This window comes from Streptomyces paromomycinus (assembly GCF_003865155.1).
Taxonomy (GTDB): domain Bacteria; phylum Actinomycetota; class Actinomycetes; order Streptomycetales; family Streptomycetaceae; genus Streptomyces; species Streptomyces chrestomyceticus.
Genome location: NZ_BHZD01000001.1, coordinates 6,349,151 through 6,366,218 on the forward strand (window position 1 = coordinate 6,349,151; position 17,068 = coordinate 6,366,218).

The 17,068-nt window shown below is 72.3% G+C and carries 11 protein-coding genes and 1 tRNA gene; 7 read left to right on the forward strand and 5 right to left on the reverse strand.

Features of this window, described 5'->3' with window-relative positions; genetic code table 11:
• Window positions 1-4 precede the first annotated feature (4 nt).
• Both OEIGOIKO_RS27200 and OEIGOIKO_RS27205 read left to right on the forward strand, forming a co-directional pair.
• Window positions 5-2,713, forward strand: coding sequence for an ABC transporter permease (locus OEIGOIKO_RS27200; RefSeq protein ID WP_246177557.1), 2,709 nt, complete (start codon window positions 5-7; stop codon window positions 2,711-2,713).
• 290 nt (window positions 2,714-3,003) lie between these two features.
• A complete protein-coding gene (locus OEIGOIKO_RS27205) occupies window positions 3,004-3,213 on the forward strand; it encodes an MbtH family protein (protein WP_030018958.1) in 210 nt (69 codons plus the stop codon).
• 94 nt (window positions 3,214-3,307) lie between these two features.
• On the opposite strand, the gene OEIGOIKO_RS27210 is transcribed toward OEIGOIKO_RS27205, so the two are convergent.
• A complete protein-coding gene (locus OEIGOIKO_RS27210; RefSeq protein WP_125056198.1) occupies window positions 3,308-4,558 on the reverse strand; it encodes an acyltransferase family protein in 1,251 nt (416 codons plus the stop codon).
• Window positions 4,559-5,080: 522 nt separating this feature from the next.
• Here OEIGOIKO_RS27210 and OEIGOIKO_RS27215 point away from each other — a divergent pair.
• Window positions 5,081-5,683 carry a DUF1707 SHOCT-like domain-containing protein gene (locus OEIGOIKO_RS27215; protein WP_125056199.1) on the forward strand — a complete coding sequence of 201 codons (603 nt, stop codon included), beginning with the start codon at window positions 5,081-5,083 and terminating at the stop codon, window positions 5,681-5,683.
• A 175-nt stretch (window positions 5,684-5,858) separates the two neighbouring features.
• Here OEIGOIKO_RS27215 and OEIGOIKO_RS27220 read toward each other — a convergent pair.
• Window positions 5,859-5,934: transfer RNA gene (locus tag OEIGOIKO_RS27220), tRNA-Arg, on the reverse strand.
• 314 nt (window positions 5,935-6,248) lie between these two features.
• Between OEIGOIKO_RS27220 and OEIGOIKO_RS27225 the strand changes: the two genes are divergently transcribed.
• From OEIGOIKO_RS27225 to OEIGOIKO_RS27240, 4 genes are all read left to right on the forward strand, one after another.
• Entirely contained in the window at window positions 6,249-7,979 is a 1,731-nt protein-coding gene (locus tag OEIGOIKO_RS27225; RefSeq protein WP_125059002.1) for a dynamin family protein, read from the forward strand.
• A gap of 800 nt (window positions 7,980-8,779) precedes the next feature.
• Window positions 8,780-10,519, forward strand: a complete 1,740-nt coding sequence (locus OEIGOIKO_RS27230; RefSeq protein ID WP_125059004.1) for a YfjP family GTPase — start codon at window positions 8,780-8,782, stop codon at window positions 10,517-10,519.
• A gap of 187 nt (window positions 10,520-10,706) precedes the next feature.
• Complete coding sequence (locus tag OEIGOIKO_RS27235) at window positions 10,707-11,345, forward strand: single-stranded DNA-binding protein (protein WP_125056200.1); 639 nt, start codon at window positions 10,707-10,709, stop codon at window positions 11,343-11,345.
• Window positions 11,346-11,634: 289 nt separating this feature from the next.
• Complete coding sequence (locus OEIGOIKO_RS27240; RefSeq protein ID WP_125056201.1) at window positions 11,635-13,047, forward strand: thioester domain-containing protein; 1,413 nt, start codon at window positions 11,635-11,637, stop codon at window positions 13,045-13,047.
• A gap of 551 nt (window positions 13,048-13,598) precedes the next feature.
• Here OEIGOIKO_RS27240 and OEIGOIKO_RS27245 read toward each other — a convergent pair.
• From OEIGOIKO_RS27245 to OEIGOIKO_RS27255, 3 genes are all read right to left on the reverse strand, one after another.
• Window positions 13,599-14,852 (reverse strand): tyrosine-type recombinase/integrase, encoded by a 1,254-nt coding sequence (locus OEIGOIKO_RS27245; protein WP_125056202.1) that lies wholly within the window; start codon window positions 14,850-14,852, stop codon window positions 13,599-13,601.
• Between the two features lie 76 nt (window positions 14,853-14,928).
• Window positions 14,929-15,159, reverse strand: a complete 231-nt coding sequence (locus OEIGOIKO_RS27250; protein WP_125056203.1) for a helix-turn-helix domain-containing protein — start codon at window positions 15,157-15,159, stop codon at window positions 14,929-14,931.
• Between the two features lie 433 nt (window positions 15,160-15,592).
• Window positions 15,593-17,068 carry an ATP-binding protein gene (locus OEIGOIKO_RS27255; RefSeq protein ID WP_125056204.1) on the reverse strand — a complete coding sequence of 492 codons (1,476 nt, stop codon included), beginning with the start codon at window positions 17,066-17,068 and terminating at the stop codon, window positions 15,593-15,595.

The following is a 17,068-nucleotide window of genomic DNA, read 5'->3' on the forward strand; positions in this document are numbered from 1 at the left end:
CCCCGTGCGCCCTGTGCACCCCGTACGCTCCCGCCGTACCGCCCGTTTCCTCGCCGCCCGTTCGCTGAAGCTGCACCGCAGGGCGTGGGCCGCGGTGTTCGCGGTACTGGTGCTCACCTCTCTGGTGCTCGGCGGTTTCGCCCTGGCCACGCTGTCCACGGTGGCCGGCCACGCGCGGGTGGAGCGTTACGCGGGCGCCGCCGCGGTCGTCACCGGCGACCAGACCACCCGCTACACGGCGAAGATGCTGGGCGACGAGGCCCAGTCGACTTCGGCGGAACTGACGGAACGGGTGCGGGTGCCGCGTTCGGTGCTGCCCAGAATCGCCGCCGTGCCGGGCGTACGCGCCGCCGTCGCGGACGATGCCTTCCCGGTCGCCGTATCCGTGCGGCCGACCGGCACACGGACCAGTACTCCCACTTCGACCTCGACCCCGACTGCCACCCCGGCCCCCGTATACGGCCACCCCTGGCAAGCCGCCGCTCTCGCCCCGTTCACGCTGCGCGAAGGGCGTGCCCCCGCCGGCCCCCGGCAGGTGGTCCTCGACGGCGATCTGGCTGCCCACGCGGGCGTGCACGTGGGCGACAAGATCACGGTGCAGTCGCTCGGCGCCCCCGCGATGTACGAGGTCAGCGGTATCGCGGCCCCCAAGGGGCAGGGCGACCGCACGGGCCTGGGCCACCAGGGCGCTGTCTTCTTCACCGACCAGCACGCGCGGCAGCTGGCGGGACATCCCGGGAGCGCCGACGCCATCGGTGTCCTCGCCGAACCCGGAGTGAGCGACGAACAGATCCATGCCGGGGTACGCGCGGCGCTGGGCGGTACCGACCCGGCCCGTAGTGTCACCGCCGGGCAGCGTTACGAGGAGGACGACACCGGACTGCGGGTGCTGACCGGCGACAGCCGCGGGGAACCGGAGTTCCTCGACGCGGCGCCCAGCCGCTGGGGGCTGCTGCAACTGCTGGTGTCGGTCTGCACCCTCGTCGTGATGATCGCCGTACTCGTGGTGGCCGGCACGGTCGCGCAGGCCGTGCACCAGCGTGCCCGCGAGATGGCGTTGCTGCGTGCTGTCGGTGCCACGCCGAAGCAGCTGCGCGCGACGGTGAGCCGGGAGGTCCGTACGGTCGCCGTCGTCGCCGCAGTGATCGGCGCGATCGGCGCGGTACCGGTCTTCGGGCTTCTGCTCCGCCTGCTGCGCAGCCGCGACGCCGTACCGGCAGGCCTCGAACTGCCGTCTCCCTGGTGGCTGTACGCGGTACCGCTGCTGACCGCCGGACTGACCGTCCTCGTGGCGTGGCTCGCCGGCACGCTGGCCTGCCGGCGGACCGCCACGGTGCGTCCCGCGCAGGCGATGGGCGAGGCGCAGAGCGAGCCGGAGCGGCCGGGCCGCGGCCGTACCGTGGCCGGTCTGGTGATGCTGTTCCTCGGCGTGGCGTCGGCCGGTACGGCGGTGCTCCAGTTCGGCGAAGTGGCCGCGATGGCCGCGAGCACCGCGGCGATGACCCTGGTGATCGGGTGCGCGCTGCTCGGCCCCTGGATCGCCCGTGGCGCCCTACAGGTGCTCGGCGCGCCCGTACGGCGGTTCGGTGGTGCGGGCGGCTACCTGGCTGCCGCCGCCGCACAGGCCAACGCGCGCCGGCTGGGTGCCGCGATCACGCCGATCGTGCTGATGGTGGCTTTCGTCACGGTCCAGTTGTCCGGCGGCGCGACGCTGGACCGGCAGGGCGGCCGGCAGGGCGTGGACGCGGTACGCGCCGACCTGGCGGTCACCACGGGCGGACCGGGCATCACGCAGCAATCGGTCGACCGGATCGGGCGGGTACCGGGAGTGGCCGCCGCTTCGGGCGTGCTGCACAGCACGGTCGTCCTGGCGCGCAAGGAACTCGGCGATCCGCGGCTGGAACGGCTGCCGGTCCTGGCGGTCGACCCCGCGGCGCTGCCGCGCGTACTGGACCCGGGCGTGGTCGAGGGCGATACGGCGAAGCTGGGCCGTGGCACGGTCGCGGTGGGCAAGGACCGTGCGCGGTCGCTGGGGCTCGGCATCGGGTCCGTCGTCACGCTGCGGTACGGCGACGGGGCGAACGTTTCGCTGCGGGTGGCGGCCGTCTACGAACGCTCGCTCGCCCTCGGCGACTTCCTCTTCGCCACCGAGGAACTGGCGCCCCACATGTCCGCGCCTCTGCACTCCCGCGTCCTGCTCGGCCTCGACGTCCCGGCGGGCCAGGTGCAGGCCGCCGTGCAGCGGGTACTGGCGGACTCCGCGCCGGGCGCGCGCGTCTCGCCGGCCCCTGCGGGGGAGCAGCGGCAGTCCGAGGACCGGGGCGTCGGCGAAGTGATCACCATGGTCGCGGTGAGCGTGATCGGCGGCTTCACCGTCATCGCCGTACTCAGCACCCTCACCCTCATCATGATCGGCCGCCGGCAGGAGATTCAGCTGCTGCGCCTCGTGGGCGCGGGTCGGCGCCAGATCCGGCGGATGCTGCGCATCGAGGCGGCCGTCGTGGGACTGGCGGGCCTGGTGGTCGGCGTGGTGGTCGCGCTGGTGCCGCTGGTCGCGCTCAGCCTGCCGCTGACCGGGGCGCTGCCGTATCTGCCGCCCGCGCAGGCCGGGGTGATCGTGGGGGTGGTGGCGGTGACGGTCGCGGCGGGCGTGCTGCTGCCGATGCGGCCCGCGCTGAGCAAGCGTCATTCGGCGGGTCTCGCGAGGCGCTGAGCGCCCACGAGAATCGACTCTGGGGTCGAAAATCGATTATCGAGATCGCGAGCGCGAGGGCCGCGGAGCCTCACTGGTTCCGCGGCCCTCGCGCCTTTCCGTGCCGTACACCGGCCGGCGTCGTGCCCCGAAGCTGCCCCGAACCTGTCCCGCCCCACCATGACGGACCGCCCGAATCGCGCATAACAGCCACAAACTGTCCCATTTCCTTCCCCGGGCTTCGGCGGCAGCGCAACCTCACGCATAATCCAATTCTCCACTGGTAACTCCCTCACCGAGAGGCCACTCGCATGACGAACCCCTTCGAAGACCCGGAGGCGCAGTACCACGTCCTGACGAACGACGAGAACCAGCACTCGCTGTGGCCCTCGTTCGCGGAGATCCCGGCCGGCTGGCAGAGCGTGTTCGGCCCGGAGGGCCGGCAGGCGTGCCTGGACTACGTCGAGGAGCACTGGACCGACATGCGGCCGCGCAGCCTGGCGGAGGCCATGGCCGACTGAGCCTCCCGGCCCCCGCACTGCCCATGCGAAAGCACCCGCTCCGGTCCCGGAACGGGTGCTCTTCGTTTTCCGGCGGCCCTTGGGCCGCTCTGCGTCACACCACCGTCAGCCGCAGCGCGAACGCCGCGAACCCCACCGCCAGCACCCCGGCACACACCTGCTGCCCCCGGGAAATCCCCGTCCACGGCATCTCCAGCCGCCGCGCCACCCGGGCGACGAGGACGAGTACGACGGCGAAGAGCGGCAGCCACGGCAGCCGGGTCGCCATCCAGGCGGCGAAGTCCGGCGCGGTGGTCAGGCCCTCCACCGTCGTACCGGCGAACGAGGCCGGTACGGCGACGGCCAGCATCGCGGTCTGGTGCCAGCACAGGATCGTCATCGCGGACCGGTTGACGGCCGTCACCGGAGCCCACAGCGCGGGCCGCCGCAGCAGGGCCGCGATCCGGTCGCGCAGCAGGATCGCCGCGCCCGACTGAGCCGCGGCGAGGGCGATCACCAGCAGGGACGGCGGGTGGGAGTTCGTACGGTCCTGGCCGGGGACGCCGACCATGCTCGCCGGGTAGTGGAAGACGAGGAGCAGCGCCGCGAAAAGGACGACACCACCGGCGAGCAGCAGCCGGGCGCCGCGCCCGCCGAGCCGTTTCTCGCCCCAGGAGACGCCCAGTTGGTAGCCGAAGAGCCAGCCCGGGACCAGGCTGATCAGCGTGGCCCAGTACGGGACCGAGTCGGCGTACGGGCCGTAGCGCAGGAAGTCCACGACCGCGACGACCGCCGCCAGGGGCGCCGCCGCCCAGCCCCCGAGCCGCCGCGAGGCCGCCATGCAGTACGGCGTCAGCGCCGTCACCACCGCGTACACGCCCACGAACCACAGGGGCTGGACGACCAGAGTGGCGGCCGTGTGCAGCGTCGTGAGGGGAACTCCGGCCGCGTACAGGACGGCGGCCAGCACGGCCCATACGGCGGTGACGCCGACGGCGGGCCGTAGCAGCCGGGCCAGCCGGCCGCGCAGCCAGTCGCCCGGCGTCGTGCCCCGCCCGGTGGCGCGCCGGAAGGACAGTACGGAGGCGTAGCCGCCGACGAGGAAGAAGATGCCCAGCATCTGGAGCACCCAGGTGATCGGCGCGAGCGGTGCGAAGGCGGAGAGCGGACTGGCGTTGTGCAGCGAGCTGTCGGGGTCGCGGACGAAGCCGCCGACGAGCCAGTGGCCGGTCGGCACGGCCAACAGGGCCAGTGCCCGCAGCCCGTCGACGGCCCGGTCGCGCTGGACCACCGGGAGGCGGCCGACCGTGCCCGGCGGTGGTATGTGCAGCGGTAGGTGCGGACGGGACCGCTCGTCCAGGCTCATGCGCCGGGACCCGCGCTGACCGTGGCGCTGTCCGTGGCGCTGTCCGTGGCGCTGTCCGTGGGGCGCGGCGCGGCGGCATTCCGTACGGGGGCGTTTCGCCTGGCGGCTTTCCGTATGGAGGCGTTCAGCCTGGCGGCTTTCCGTCTGGGCGCTTCTCGCGTGGCGGATATCCGTATGGGGGCTTCTCGCGTGGCGGCTTTCCGTACGGGGGCTTTCCGCATGACAGCTGTCCTCTCCTGGCACACGGTCGGCGCATGGGCGTGCCACGGGCCTGCCGGGGTCCGTCATGAAGGTGATGGGGCGATCGCCATCCATGCTGGTGCGAGAAGCAGGCGGAAGCAGTCAGGCCAGAACCCGTATCAGGGTGGGGCAAACCTCACCGCGGCCCAGGGGGACAGCACCCTGCGGAGCGGGCCCGACGGCTGGCCCACCCCTCGTGCCCCGTACTGCCAGTGCTCCCCGTACTCCCCGTACTCCCCCTACAGGGCCCGCCGTTGTTCGTACTGTTCGTATCATCAGCTCATGACCGCCAAGACTCCGGAATCCGCCTCCTGGGGCGAACTGCGCGCCTCCCACGCCGACCGGGAGGCCGTGGTGGAACGGCTGAGGGAGGCGGCGGCCGAGGGCCGGATCGACCTCGCGGAGCTGGACGACCGGCTGGAACGGGCGCTGACCGCCAAGACGTTCGCCGACCTCGCGCCGCTCACCGCCGACCTGCCGCAGGCCGTCTCCGCGGTGGATCCGGGCGAGTCGCTGGTCCTCAAGGGCGGCATCCACGGCGCGTCCCGTAAGGGGCGCTGGGAGGTGCCCGCGCACATCACCGCGCACGGCGGCATGGGCGGCGTCCGGCTCGATTTCACCCGTACCGAGTGCCGACTCCCCGAAGTGGAGGTGGAGGTGTACGGAGAGATGGCGGGCGTCACGGTCGTCATCCCGGAGGGCTGGGCCGCGAACTCCGACGGCGTCGCGACGGGCCTCGGCGCCCTCAGGGACAAGACCACCCCCGAGCGCCTCCCGGACACGCCGCTCATCCGGCTCACCGGGTCCGTCGGCATGGCCGGCGTGGTCGTCCGCCATCCCAACGGCCGCGAGCGCCGCCAGCTGAAGCGCGAACGGGCGAAGTAGCGGGCGCCCGTACGGCAGCCGTCACGCCTTCGCCAGTGGCCGTCACGCCTGTACGGCGGCCGTTCACGCCCTCGCCGATGGCCGTCACGCCCGTACGGCAACCGCGACGCCCGAGCGGCTGCGACGCCCGAGCGGCCGCGACGGCGGAACCAGGCGGCCTCGGCGGCGGACGAAGTGGCGCCCCCGGCAGGACTCGAACCTGCGGCCAAGTGCTTAGAAGGCACCTGCTCTATCCACTGAGCTACGGGGGCCAGGTGGTGGGCGTGGATCACACGGGCCGCCGACAAGGATAGGGCTCCGCGTGCCTCGTCCCGGTTGCTTCACCTCCGTGGCACGTTGTGGAGGTTCGGTGAAGCGGTCCCGATAATCGCAGGCAGGTACGAATTCTGCACCGTTTTTGGCGCCTCACGTGTCGGGTGTTGTGCACTCGTTATGCCTGAGCCCCTCTGATCGCGACTGCCCCATGCGTCGCTGATCCCGATCTGTACGGGTTTACGCGGCGCGCACAGAGGGCTATACGCTTCAAAAACCTGCCAAAATTGGGCATTCTGCACGAGTGGCAACCTTGGATGTACAACCCCGGCTCCTTGACGTCCTGTCCGCGCTGCGCGACCGCGTCGACGCCGCGCGCTTCCCGCTGCCACTGCCCGGCGCCGCCCGCGCCCGTCGTACCCGGTCCGAGTTGCTGGACCAGCTCGACGACTATGTGATGCCCCGGCTGCGCGCTCCTCAGGCCCCGCTGCTCGCGGTCGTCGGCGGTTCCACCGGGGCCGGCAAGTCCACGCTCGTCAATTCTCTGGTGGGCCGGCGCGTCAGCGAGGCCGGCGTACTGCGGCCCACGACACGTACGCCGGTGCTCGTGTGCCATCCCGACGATCACCACTGGTTCGCGGGGCGCCGGGTTCTGCCGCAGTTCACCCGCGTCTGGGTGCCCGAGCAGGACGGCCCCGAGGAACTCGACGGGTACGACGACGCGTGTGAACGCGAGTGCGAGTACACCTACGAAGGTGAGGACGAGGAGGAGGGCGGCGGCGCGCCGGTGAGCGCGGCGGGCGTGGCGCCCCTGCGTATCGAGACGGAACCGGCCCTCCCCAGCGGACTGGCCCTCCTGGACGCCCCCGACATCGACTCGCTCGTCGCGCGCAACCGGGAGCTGGCCGCCGAGCTGATCTGCGCAGCCGACGTATGGGTACTGGTCACCACCGCCGCCCGGTACGCGGACGCGGTGCCGTGGCATCTGCTCCGTACGGCCAAGGAGTACGACGTCACCCTCGTCACCGTACTGGACCGGGTGCCGCACCAGATCGCCACCGACATCTCGGCGCGGTACGCCGCCCTGCTGACCCGCGCCGGGCTCGGCGACGTACCCCGCTTCACCATCCCCGAGCTGCCCGAGTCGGCCGGCGGCGGCAGCGGGCTGCTGCCCGCCACGGCGGTGGCGGCACTGCGGCGCTGGCTGGAGCGGCACGCACAGGACCCCGCGGTCCGGAACGCGGCGGCCGCCCGTACCACCGCCGGGGTCCTGGCCTCGCTGCATTCCCGGATGCCGGCCCTGGCCGGGGCCTCCGCCTCCCAGCACGCCGCCACGCTGCGGCTGGCCGACCAGGTGGAGCAGGCGTACGAGGAGGCCGCGGCCCGGGTACGGCGCGAGGTCGAGCAGGGCGAGGTGCTGTCCGGCGACGCCCGCGCCCACTGGCGGGACCACGAACTCGGCGGCCGCCCCGACGAACTGCTGGACGCCCTGACCCACGGGCTGACCTCCCTGCTGCGCTGCGCGGTGGAAGAAGCCGACGAGCGCGCTGCCGAGGCGTGGCGCCGGGATCCCGCGGCGGCGGACGCGGTCCTTACGGAGGTGGCGGACAACGCGGCCTCGGCCGCCCGCCTGGGCGTCGTCGTAAGGCGGTGGCGGCGCTGCCTGGAGGAACTGGCGGAGGAAGGCGTACGGGAAGCGCGCGCGCCACGAGGCGGACGCGCGGCGCGCGGGGCACGGGCCGGGGAGCGCGCGAAGTCCGCCGCCGACCCGGAGGAGGCCGCGGCTCTGCTGGCCACCACCCTGCTGGGCGGACGCCGGGCCCGTACAGCAGGCGAGGCCCTCGCCGACCTGCTGGGTGCTCAAGTCGCGGTACGGCTGCGGGACCGGGGCGGCCGACTGCTCGACACATACCTCCAGCGCGCGCTGGATGGCGAACGGGAGCGGCGCCTGACGCCGCTGGAGTCGCTGGGCGTACGGCCGGACCATCAGGCCGCGCTGATCGCCGCGCTGTCGCTACTGCAGAAGGAGAAGGTGACGCGGTGACTGCTCGTACGGGGCGTACGGACGGGGATGCGTGCGGGAATGCGGGTGGGGCTTACGGGGGTGGTGGTGCGCGGCCATTGGCGGAGGCGGGGGAGCCGGTGACGGCTGCCGACATGCCGATGGCCGCTGACACGGTGATGTCCGCCGACACGGCGGAGGCCGCAGGCGCTTCCTCCGCGACGGCCCCGAAGACAGTCCCGGAGGCTTCGGATACCCCGGGTGCCCCGGATACCCCGGAAGCTCCGGAGACGGCAGCGACCCGGCCGGCCCCGGGCCCGGCCGAAGCGCTCACCTCCTGGAACGACGGGCTGATCGCCCGCCGCGCGAAGGACGGTACCGATGCGAAGCCCGCTGCCGAGCGACGCCACGCCCGCGCCCGGGAAACGGCGGAGCACCGCGAAGGCAGACAGCCCGAGTGGCGTGAGTGGCCCGAGTGGCTGGAGTGGGAGGACCGGGACCGAAGCTCCCACTCGGACGGGGACGGGGACGAATGGCACCAGCAGCGCGACTGGCAGGAGTGGGAGGACGAGGGCGACAGCGAACTCGAAGCCGTACTGGCCGTGCTCCAGGACCCCGCGGAGCCCGTACGGGAGCCACGGGGCCGGCGTGGCCGTGCACAGGAGACGAAGGAGTGCGCCCCTGACCCACGGACTGCCAAGGGGCTCAGAGGCATCAGAGGCACCAGGGGGCGCAAGGGCCCCGAAGGCCCCGAGGATCGCGAGGACCGCGAGGACCCTGTGGCCCCAGGCGGGGCCACGTCCTCCAGAGCCCCCAGAGCCTCCAGAGACCCCAAAGCCTCCATGGCCACCAGAGTCCCTGGAGCCCCGGGAACCCCTGGAGCCCGGCCCACCCCCGGACAACGGCTGCGCCCCCGCCTGGACGCTCTCCGGGAGCTCGTCGGACTGTCCCGGACGCGCCTGGACGGGGCGACGCTGGCCGAGGCGGGACGGGTGCTCGGCGCGGCGGACGAGCGCTACCGGCTGTCCGGGGAGCACACCGTCATCGCCGTCGCGGGAGCCACCGGCAGTGGAAAATCGTCCCTGTTCAACGCGCTGGTGGGGGCGGACCACTCGGACGTGGGGGCGCGCCGGCCGACGACCTCGGAGCCGGTGGCCTGTGTGTGGTCCGGCGGGCAGCCGGGCGCGCACGGCCTGCTGGACCGGCTCGGAGTGCCGGTACGCCGCAGACACGCGCCGGCCGCCGGCTCGGCCACGCTGCCCGGTCTCGTCCTCCTGGACCTGCCCGACCACGACTCGGCCGCGGCCGGGCACCGTGAGCAGGTCGACCGGATGTTGGCGCTGGTGGACGCGGTGATCTGGGTGGTCGATCCGGAGAAGTACGCGGACGCGGTGCTGCACGAAAGGTATCTGCGGCCGCTGGCGGGCCACGCCGAGGTCATGTTCGTCGTCCTCAACCAGGTGGACCGGCTGCCGGGGGACGCCGCCGTACAGGTGATCGACGATCTGCGGCGGCTGCTCGACGAGGACGGCCTGGCCCTCGGGGAGCACGGCGAACCGGGTGCCGCCGTACTGGCGCTGTCGGCGGCCACCGGGGAGGGCGTCGGGGACCTGCGGGAGGCGCTCCGCCAGTTCGTCGCGGAGCGCGGCGCGGCGGACCGGCGGCTGACCGCCGACGTGGACGCGGCGGCAGGGCGGCTGTGGCCGGTGTATGTGTCCGACGGAAGGTACGGGTTGACGGAACCGGCCCGGGAGGAGTTCGAGGACTGGCTCGCCGAGGCGGTCGGCGCCGGGGCGATGGGCAGCGCGGCGGAACGCGACTGGCTGCGCCACGGGCAGCGGGCCTGCGGCACGCCGTGGTTGCGCCTGAGGCTGCGCAGACGGCGGTCGGGGGCGGTGCGGGGCCGGTCCGGACGGACGAGTCCGGGGCGTACGGGGCGGTCCAGACTGTGGCACCGGGACGCGTACACGGAGGCGGACGCAGTCGGCGAAGCGGGCGGCGACGACGCGTACGGCACCGTGAGCGGCTGGGTGCCGGTGGACGGGCGGGCGACGGCGCGCCCGCTGGTCGAGCAGGCCGTACGGGCCGTGGCGGGGGAGGCGTCGGAAGGCCTGCCGGCGCCCTGGGCGCAGGCGGTGCGCGAGGCGGCGTTCCGGGGTGCCGAGGGGCTGCCGGAGGCGCTGGACCGGGCGGCGGCGGTCTCGGAAGGTGACTTGCGCGCCGGGCCGCTGGTGCGGCCGCGGTGGTGGTCGGCGGCCGCCGTGGCGCAGGGGCTGCTGACGATGTTGCAGGTGGTCGGGGTGCTGTGGCTGCTGGCCGTGGCGGTGGGCGCGGCGGAGGCGGGGGAGTGGCTGTCCGCACTGCTGGTGACGGCCGTCGGGACGACGGGCGGCCCGGTCCTGTCGTGGGTGTGCGGGGTGTCGGGACGCGGCGCGGCCCGCCGGTACGGCCAGGAAGCGGAACGCCGGCTGCGTACGGCGGCGGCGGGCTGCGGCCGCGCGGCGGTGCTGGAACCGGTCGCCGCCGAACTGCTCCGCTACCGGGAGGTACGGGAGCAGTACGCGGTGGCGGCGGGGTTGTGAGGCGGCGGAGCGTGCGGAGCGCGCAGAGCGTGGCCGGTCCCTCGCCGGAGTGACGGAGTTGTCCACAACTCCGCGGTAGCGCACAGGTTCCGGCGGGCTCGGGCGAATCCGTGCAGCATGGGTTCCACGCAGGCCCGGGACCGGGCCGCCGGGCCCGCCGGGGCCCACGACGGGGGAGGGGACGGCCATGTACGAAACGATGGTGACGCTGGTGGGGAACGCCGCGACAGCGGTGGAGCACCGGCTGACCACGACAGGCGCTTCGGCGGCGCGCTTCCGCCTGGCGACGTCGGCGCGGCGCTGGGACAAGGAGCGCCGATGCTGGGTCGACGGGGACACGAGCTTCTACACCGTCCGCGCGTGGCGGTCGCTGGCGGACCACGTCGCCGCTTCGGTCTCGCGCGGCGAACCTCTCGTCGTGCACGGCCGTATGCGGGTGTGGGACCGGGAACTGCCCGAGGAGAAGGGCGGACAGCGGCGGGTGTCGGTCGAGGTGGACGCCGTGGCCGTCGGACACGACCTGTCGCGCGGCACCTCCGCCTTCCGGCGGATCAACCGGACGAGTACGGACGGGACGTCCCCGAACGGCCGGCCGGGCGGCGGGGAAGAGCCCGCCGAGGCCGCGCCCCCGCCGTCCCTGCCGCCCCTCGCACCCCTCCCACCCGGTCCATCCGCTCCACCTGCTCCACCCCTTCCGTCCTTTCCGCCCCATCCAGAGTTCTCGCCCTCCCCGACGCCCTCGGACGCCGTAGCCGACACCGAACCTGACTGGTCGTCGCCGCCCCCGGCACCCCCTCGTGAGGAGGGCGGTATTACCTCGGCCTGAGCCTCTCCCGCACCCCCGATGCGCAGTACGCCGGAGAAGCGATCAGTGCCCGGAAAGTCCTGGTGATTTGTCGATATTGCCAGGTCAAGTGGGGTGTGGTCGGTAACGATTGCGATTCGGATCGCTTATAGGACGGTATTGCGGGGGATCGTGTTGCGCCCGCTCTCTAGGATCCGTCGGGTACTCACGAGTACTCACGGGGGCTGATGTTTTCGGCTGTTGAGTTCTTTGGGTTCATTCCGGCGAGGCAACTCCCCTATCGATCCTGCCTCGCCCAGAGGGGAAATTCATGATTTCAGTGAAGAGGCGGGGCGCAGCCCGCCTTGCCGCCGCGGTCCTGGCGTCGGGCCTGGTCGCGGCGGGCACGATAGCCACCGCGGGTCCCGCCGCGGCTGACGACGCGGCGCCGGTCCACGGCGGCGCCAGCGCGACGCTCGACGGCCTGAAGACCTACGGTCAGGCAGTCCTGCACGCCGACGGCCGCGACCAGCGGATCGGCGCCGGACTCTTCGAGATGAAGGTCGACAACGGCGGCACCCTCCAGACGTACTGCATCGACATCGGCACGCCGACGCAGCAGATGGCGAAGTACAAGGAGGTGCCCTGGAGCGCCTCGTCGCTGCACAACAACCCGGACGCCGGCAAGATCCGCTGGATCCTGCAGAACTCCTACCCGCAGGTCAACGACCTGGCCTCGCTGGCCCAGAAGGCCGGTGCCGGGAGCCTGACCGAGAAGACCGCTGCCGCCGGTACCCAGGTCGCGATCTGGCGCTTCTCCGACCACGTGAAGGTCGACGCCGTCGACCCCGCCGCCGAGAAGCTCGCCGACTACCTGGAGCAGAACGCGAAGACCCTCACCGAGCCCGAGGCGTCGCTGAAGCTGGACTCGCCGGCCGTCTCCGGCAAGTCCGGCAGCAAGCTCGGCCCGGTCACGGTCCACACCAACGCCAACAGCGTCACCGTCTCCCCGGCCGCCGGTACCCCCGCCGGCGTCAAGGTGGTCGGCGCCGACGGCAAGCCCGTCACCAAGGCGGCCAACGGCACCCAGCTCTTCTTCGACGTGCCCGCCGGCGCGAAGGACGGCGCCACCTCGCTGACCGCGCAGGCCGCCACCAAGGTCTCGGTCGGCCGCGCCTTCACCGGCAGCGTCGGCCGCGTCAAGAGCCAGACCATGATCCTGGCCGGCTCCAGCGAGTCCACCGCCACCGCGTCCGCCACCGCCTCCTGGAAGAAGGAGGGCGCGGCCCCGGCCGTCACCGCGGAGAAGAACTGCTCCAAGAGCGGCGTGGACGTCACCGCCACCAACAAGGGCGACGCGCCGTTCACGTTCCAGCTCTCCGGCAAGGAGCACGTGATCGCCCCGGGCAAGTCCGAGACGATCACCGTCCCGGTCGGCGAGGACCAGGCGTACGAGATCACGGTCGCGGGTGCGGGCGGCTTCAAGAAGACCTTCACCGGCGTCCTCGACTGCAAGACCGCGGGCACCACTCCCGGCAAGCCCTCCGCGCAGCCCAGCCCGGCCTCGGCCGGCGGCACCGGCACCGGCTCCGGCAGCACCGGCGGCGGCGCGGGCGGCGACCTCGCCGAGACCGGCTCCAGCAACGCCACCCCGGTGATCGCGGGCGTCGCGGTCGCACTGGTCGTCGTCGGCGGCGGCGCGGTCTTCTTCCTCCGCAAGAAGAAGGCGGGCGTCACCTCGTAACCGAGGTACGGGCGTCACTCCCGTGACCGAGGTACGGACGCCACCCGGGCGCCGGGGCGCGCAAGCTCCCCGGCGCCCGGCATGACGAGGCGCGCCGTGGCCCCGACCCCGGTCTGACGAGGCGCGCCCGGCTCCGGCGTCATACGTCACGCCCTGGCCCCGCACGTCACGCCCTGGCCCCGCACGTCACGCCCTGGCCCCGCACGGCGCACCCCGGCCCCGCCCCGGCCGCCCATGACCGTACGCGCACCACCCACCGCCCTCCGTGCCCGAGCGAAACCGCTCCTCGGCCACGGAGGGCGGCGGCGTTCCGGGTCGGCCCGGCCGGTATCAAGGGCCCAGGGCCTGGCAGGCGAGGCCCGCCTCCCCCGGCCGGCCACCCCGCCCACCACCCCGATTCCCGGTGCCCCCGAGGTACTCGTTTCCATCGCGGGCTGGCCGTACGGCAAGATGGGGTGTTTTTGGCGGTCCCGCGCCCTCGCACCGACTCTGACCAGCCACGCAGGCGCCGAAGAGGTACCCACGGTGGGCCGCGGGCCGTCTGTGGGCCGTCAGGCCGCCTGCGGGAGGGGCCCAGACGTGCCGCGATGGAAGACCGCGGACACTGCTGCCCGTGTCCGCTCCTCGCTGCTCGGCAGCAGATGCGTGTAGATCCGCAACGTGAATCCGGGGTCCGAGTGTCCCAGGTAGACGCTCAACGCCTTGATGCTCTCCCCGCCGTCCAGGAGCACGGAGGCGTAGAAGTGCCGCAGCGCGTGCATCCCGTCGTCCGGGGCGGCGGCGTAGCGCTCTCCCGGCTGCTTGGGCGGGATGACTCCCGCGAATGCCAGAGCAGGCTTCCACACGTAGTCGTCGAAGTAGCTGCGCCAGATGGCGTTGCCCACACCACTGGTGAAAACCAGGTTGCGTGTGACCAATGGCCCGTCCGGGGTCCGCCACGGCAGCTTGACCTCGACCGGCGAGAACCGGTTCATGTGCTCTCGCAGATTTCCGCCCACCACCGGACTGAGCGGCGTGGACCGGAGCTTGCCGCGCTTGGGCGGAGCGAACACGAGGGCTCCCCGCACACGCTTGACCTGCTGACGCACGTGCAGCCATCCCGTGTCGAAGTCGATGTTTTCTGCGGCTAGGCCGAACACCTCTCCCTGGCGCAGGCCGCCCCCGCCGGCGGCGTCCACGGTAGCGGCGTACCGGTCGGGCAAGCCGGCGCGGACCGCGAAAACGCGATCCTCGGGCCACGGCTGGATCAACCGGGGGTCAGGCTCCGGTGCCTTCACTGACCGCGCATGGCAGGGGTTCGCCTTGATGACTCCGTCGTCAACCGCGGCGTTGAACAACGACGACACCGAGTCGTAGATGCCGCGCCGGTAGGTCGCGTTCGGCAGGACGGTTTGAAGAGTGCTCAGCCAGGTTCGCATGTGCTCGGGCTTGAACGACCCCATGGGGCGAAGGCCCAGGTATGGGACGGCGTGAAGCCGGATGCGGCGGTCCACGACTTCTTGGCTTCCCAGGTCCGTCGTCAGACCCGTCAGCCACTTGGCGGCGTACTCCCGGAACGTGACCCGCTCGGCCTTCGGGTCGATGAACTGTCCCGTGTCCATGTCCGCCTTGATGCGGTCCAACCACTTCTCAGCACGCTTCTTCTCGCGGTCCGGGAAACTTTTGGACTGCTCCGTCCCGTCCGGGCCGACGTAGCGGGCACGGTAGCGAAGCCCGATGCCGTAACGGTCGGACTTGACCCGGACGGACCTGCCGTCAGAGTCGATCTCGGTCTTATACCAGCGGTCCTGCACGTGGCCAGCCATGCTCGGGCGATCCTCTCGTCCAAAGCCACAGGGCACGGTTCGTGACCGTGCCCTGTGGGAGCTTCTGCGTGGGTGTCTAGGCAGCTTCGGCGTCGATGGCCATCTGTTGCTCGGCCCAGCGTTGAACGGCGGTCGGGTCGTAGCGGACGTGGACGCCGACCCGGAAGCCGGGCGGGCCGGTGCGCTGCTTGCGCCAGTAGCGGACGGTCTCCAGTGGCACTTTGAAGATCGCGGCTACGTCCTCGGGGGTGAGGTAGCGGTCCGGCAGTCCGCTTTGGAGCGCGGTCGTGACGGAGGGTGAGGCCATTCGGCAACTCCTCAGCAGTCGGAGGCTGTCTGTCCGAGGTGCGGATTTCTGCGTCATTGCGTCATCTGCGTCATTCGGTTCTGTGACCTGCGGCTTTGCATGACGCAGCGGTCCGGGGCTGCGTCATCGGCGCGTCATGGTCTGCGTCAGCACATGACGCAGATGACGCAGCATGACGCAGGCGGCGCCGTCTGCGTCATGCCTATAGCCGCTGGTCAGGGGCCGTTTTCGCGCGCGCATGACGCACATGACGCAGCCGTCCCTACTTAGGAAAAAAAGGGGCGTCTCTTGTAGTGCGGGGGCACGCTCAAGCGTGGAGAAGGGGCCGCTTCGCGGCACGACCTTTGCAGGGCGCCAGGGCGCCGAACAGCAAGAGGAGCACCCGGCGCGTGGCGCGTGGTGCTCCTCTTGCTTGTTCAGTGGCGTACGCCGCTCAGAACGCCTGCTGCTGCTCGTGCCGCGGCGGTGCTTCCACGCGGGCCATTTCGAGGTAGCGGCCCGCCATGGTGCGGCCCGAGTCGATGAGGACGCCCCGGGCGGCCAGGGTGGGGTGGAGGCGCTTGAGTCGGTCTGAGAGGACCTTGCCCGTGGTCGGCCAGCCTTTGGGCAGGGGGCGGAAGTCGTCGCCGGTGTAGAGGGCGCTGAGGCAGTGCAGCCACTCGGTGGAGGTCTTCCGCTGCTGCTGGCCGGCCGCGATGGTGCCGGCGTGCCGCAGGACGGTCTGCGCCAGCAGGTCGCCTTCGATCACGTCGTCGTTGAGGTCGTCCAGGCTGGCCCGATAGGCGTCCAGGGTGGCCCAGCCGGTGGCCGCGTCGAGCTGCGCGCACAGGTGCGCGAAGTCCGCCATCCGCAGGTCGGTGGGGGTTTCCGCCTGCGCCGCTCGCACCTTGACTGTCAGATCCAGCAGGGACCCGAGGACGGTCGGCAGCACTTCGGCGTACTCCGACCACAGTTCCGCTTCGGTGCGCCGCACGCGGGGGCGGTCCAGGCGCAGGGGCAGGAGGCGTTCGGCGAGGTCGGGCCGGATGACCCCCACATCGATCCCGGTCAGCAGTAGGGGGCGGCGGTAGCGGGCGCGGTGCACGTCCCCGTCGGTGAACAGGGCGCGTTTGACGCTTTCGGCGCCGGTGACGATGCAGCACATCGCGTCCGACAGGTCCGGGGTCATGTGGGAGAGGTTGTCCAGGGCGGTGATCCATCCGGCCGCCACTGCCGTGATGAGGCTTTCTTCATCCTTCGGGGCGCGGCGCAGGTCTCCGCTCATGCCTTCGACGATCCGTACGAGCATCCGGCCGCCGGTGGACTTGCCCGCGCCCTGGGGGCCGGTGAGGAACGGGGCGGGGACGGGCACGCCGGGCCCGAGGCAGCCGATCAGCCAGGCGATAGCCAGGCCCTCGGTCTGCGCGGTGGCGAAGTTGCACAGCCGCATCAGCAGGTCGATGCCCTTGCCGTCGGTGTCCTTCGCGGGCAGCGGCAGTTCCCCGGTGAGCTGGGTGCGGCGCCAGCACACCTCGCGCGGGTCGGGGACGGTGATGTCCCAGCCGGTGGGGTGGATGCGCACGGACTGTCCGTCGGCGCGGCCCAGGTCGAGCCAGGTGGCGCCGTCGAAGCCGGGGGCGACGCGGATGTGCACGGGCTGGACGTGCTCGGTCAGTGCGAGTGCTTCGATCAAGTCCAGTGCCTCCTTGAGGGCGGTGCCGTTGAACACGCCGCGCCCGTCCTTGAACAGGCCGACCATGAGTTCCTGGCGGTGGCTGCCGGTGGTGCCCTGCGAGCGGATCGGGCGGGCCACGGGGTGGCCGTTCCGCTGCGCGTACACGGTCCCGTCCGCGGTGCGGAAGTAGCGGAAGTGGGCCTGCGCGTAGTCGGTGATGACCTCCCGTGCCGGGGGCTTGTCGTCCTCGGACAC

What these genes read in the sequence shown, in the direction of transcription:
- OEIGOIKO_RS27205 (WP_030018958.1), top strand. Translation starts at nt 3,004, where the DNA reads ATGACGAACCCCTTCGAAGACCCGGAGGCGCAGTACCACGTCCTGACG.
- OEIGOIKO_RS27210 (WP_125056198.1), bottom strand. Translation starts at nt 4,558, where the DNA reads ATGAGCCTGGACGAGCGGTCCCGTCCGCACCTACCGCTGCACATACCA.
- OEIGOIKO_RS27215 (WP_125056199.1), top strand. Translation starts at nt 5,081, where the DNA reads ATGACCGCCAAGACTCCGGAATCCGCCTCCTGGGGCGAACTGCGCGCC.
- OEIGOIKO_RS27230 (WP_125059004.1), top strand. Translation starts at nt 8,780, where the DNA reads ATGGCCACCAGAGTCCCTGGAGCCCCGGGAACCCCTGGAGCCCGGCCC.
- OEIGOIKO_RS27235 (WP_125056200.1), top strand. Translation starts at nt 10,707, where the DNA reads ATGTACGAAACGATGGTGACGCTGGTGGGGAACGCCGCGACAGCGGTG.
- OEIGOIKO_RS27240 (WP_125056201.1), top strand. Translation starts at nt 11,635, where the DNA reads ATGATTTCAGTGAAGAGGCGGGGCGCAGCCCGCCTTGCCGCCGCGGTC.
- OEIGOIKO_RS27245 (WP_125056202.1), bottom strand. Translation starts at nt 14,852, where the DNA reads ATGGCTGGCCACGTGCAGGACCGCTGGTATAAGACCGAGATCGACTCT.
- OEIGOIKO_RS27250 (WP_125056203.1), bottom strand. Translation starts at nt 15,159, where the DNA reads ATGGCCTCACCCTCCGTCACGACCGCGCTCCAAAGCGGACTGCCGGAC.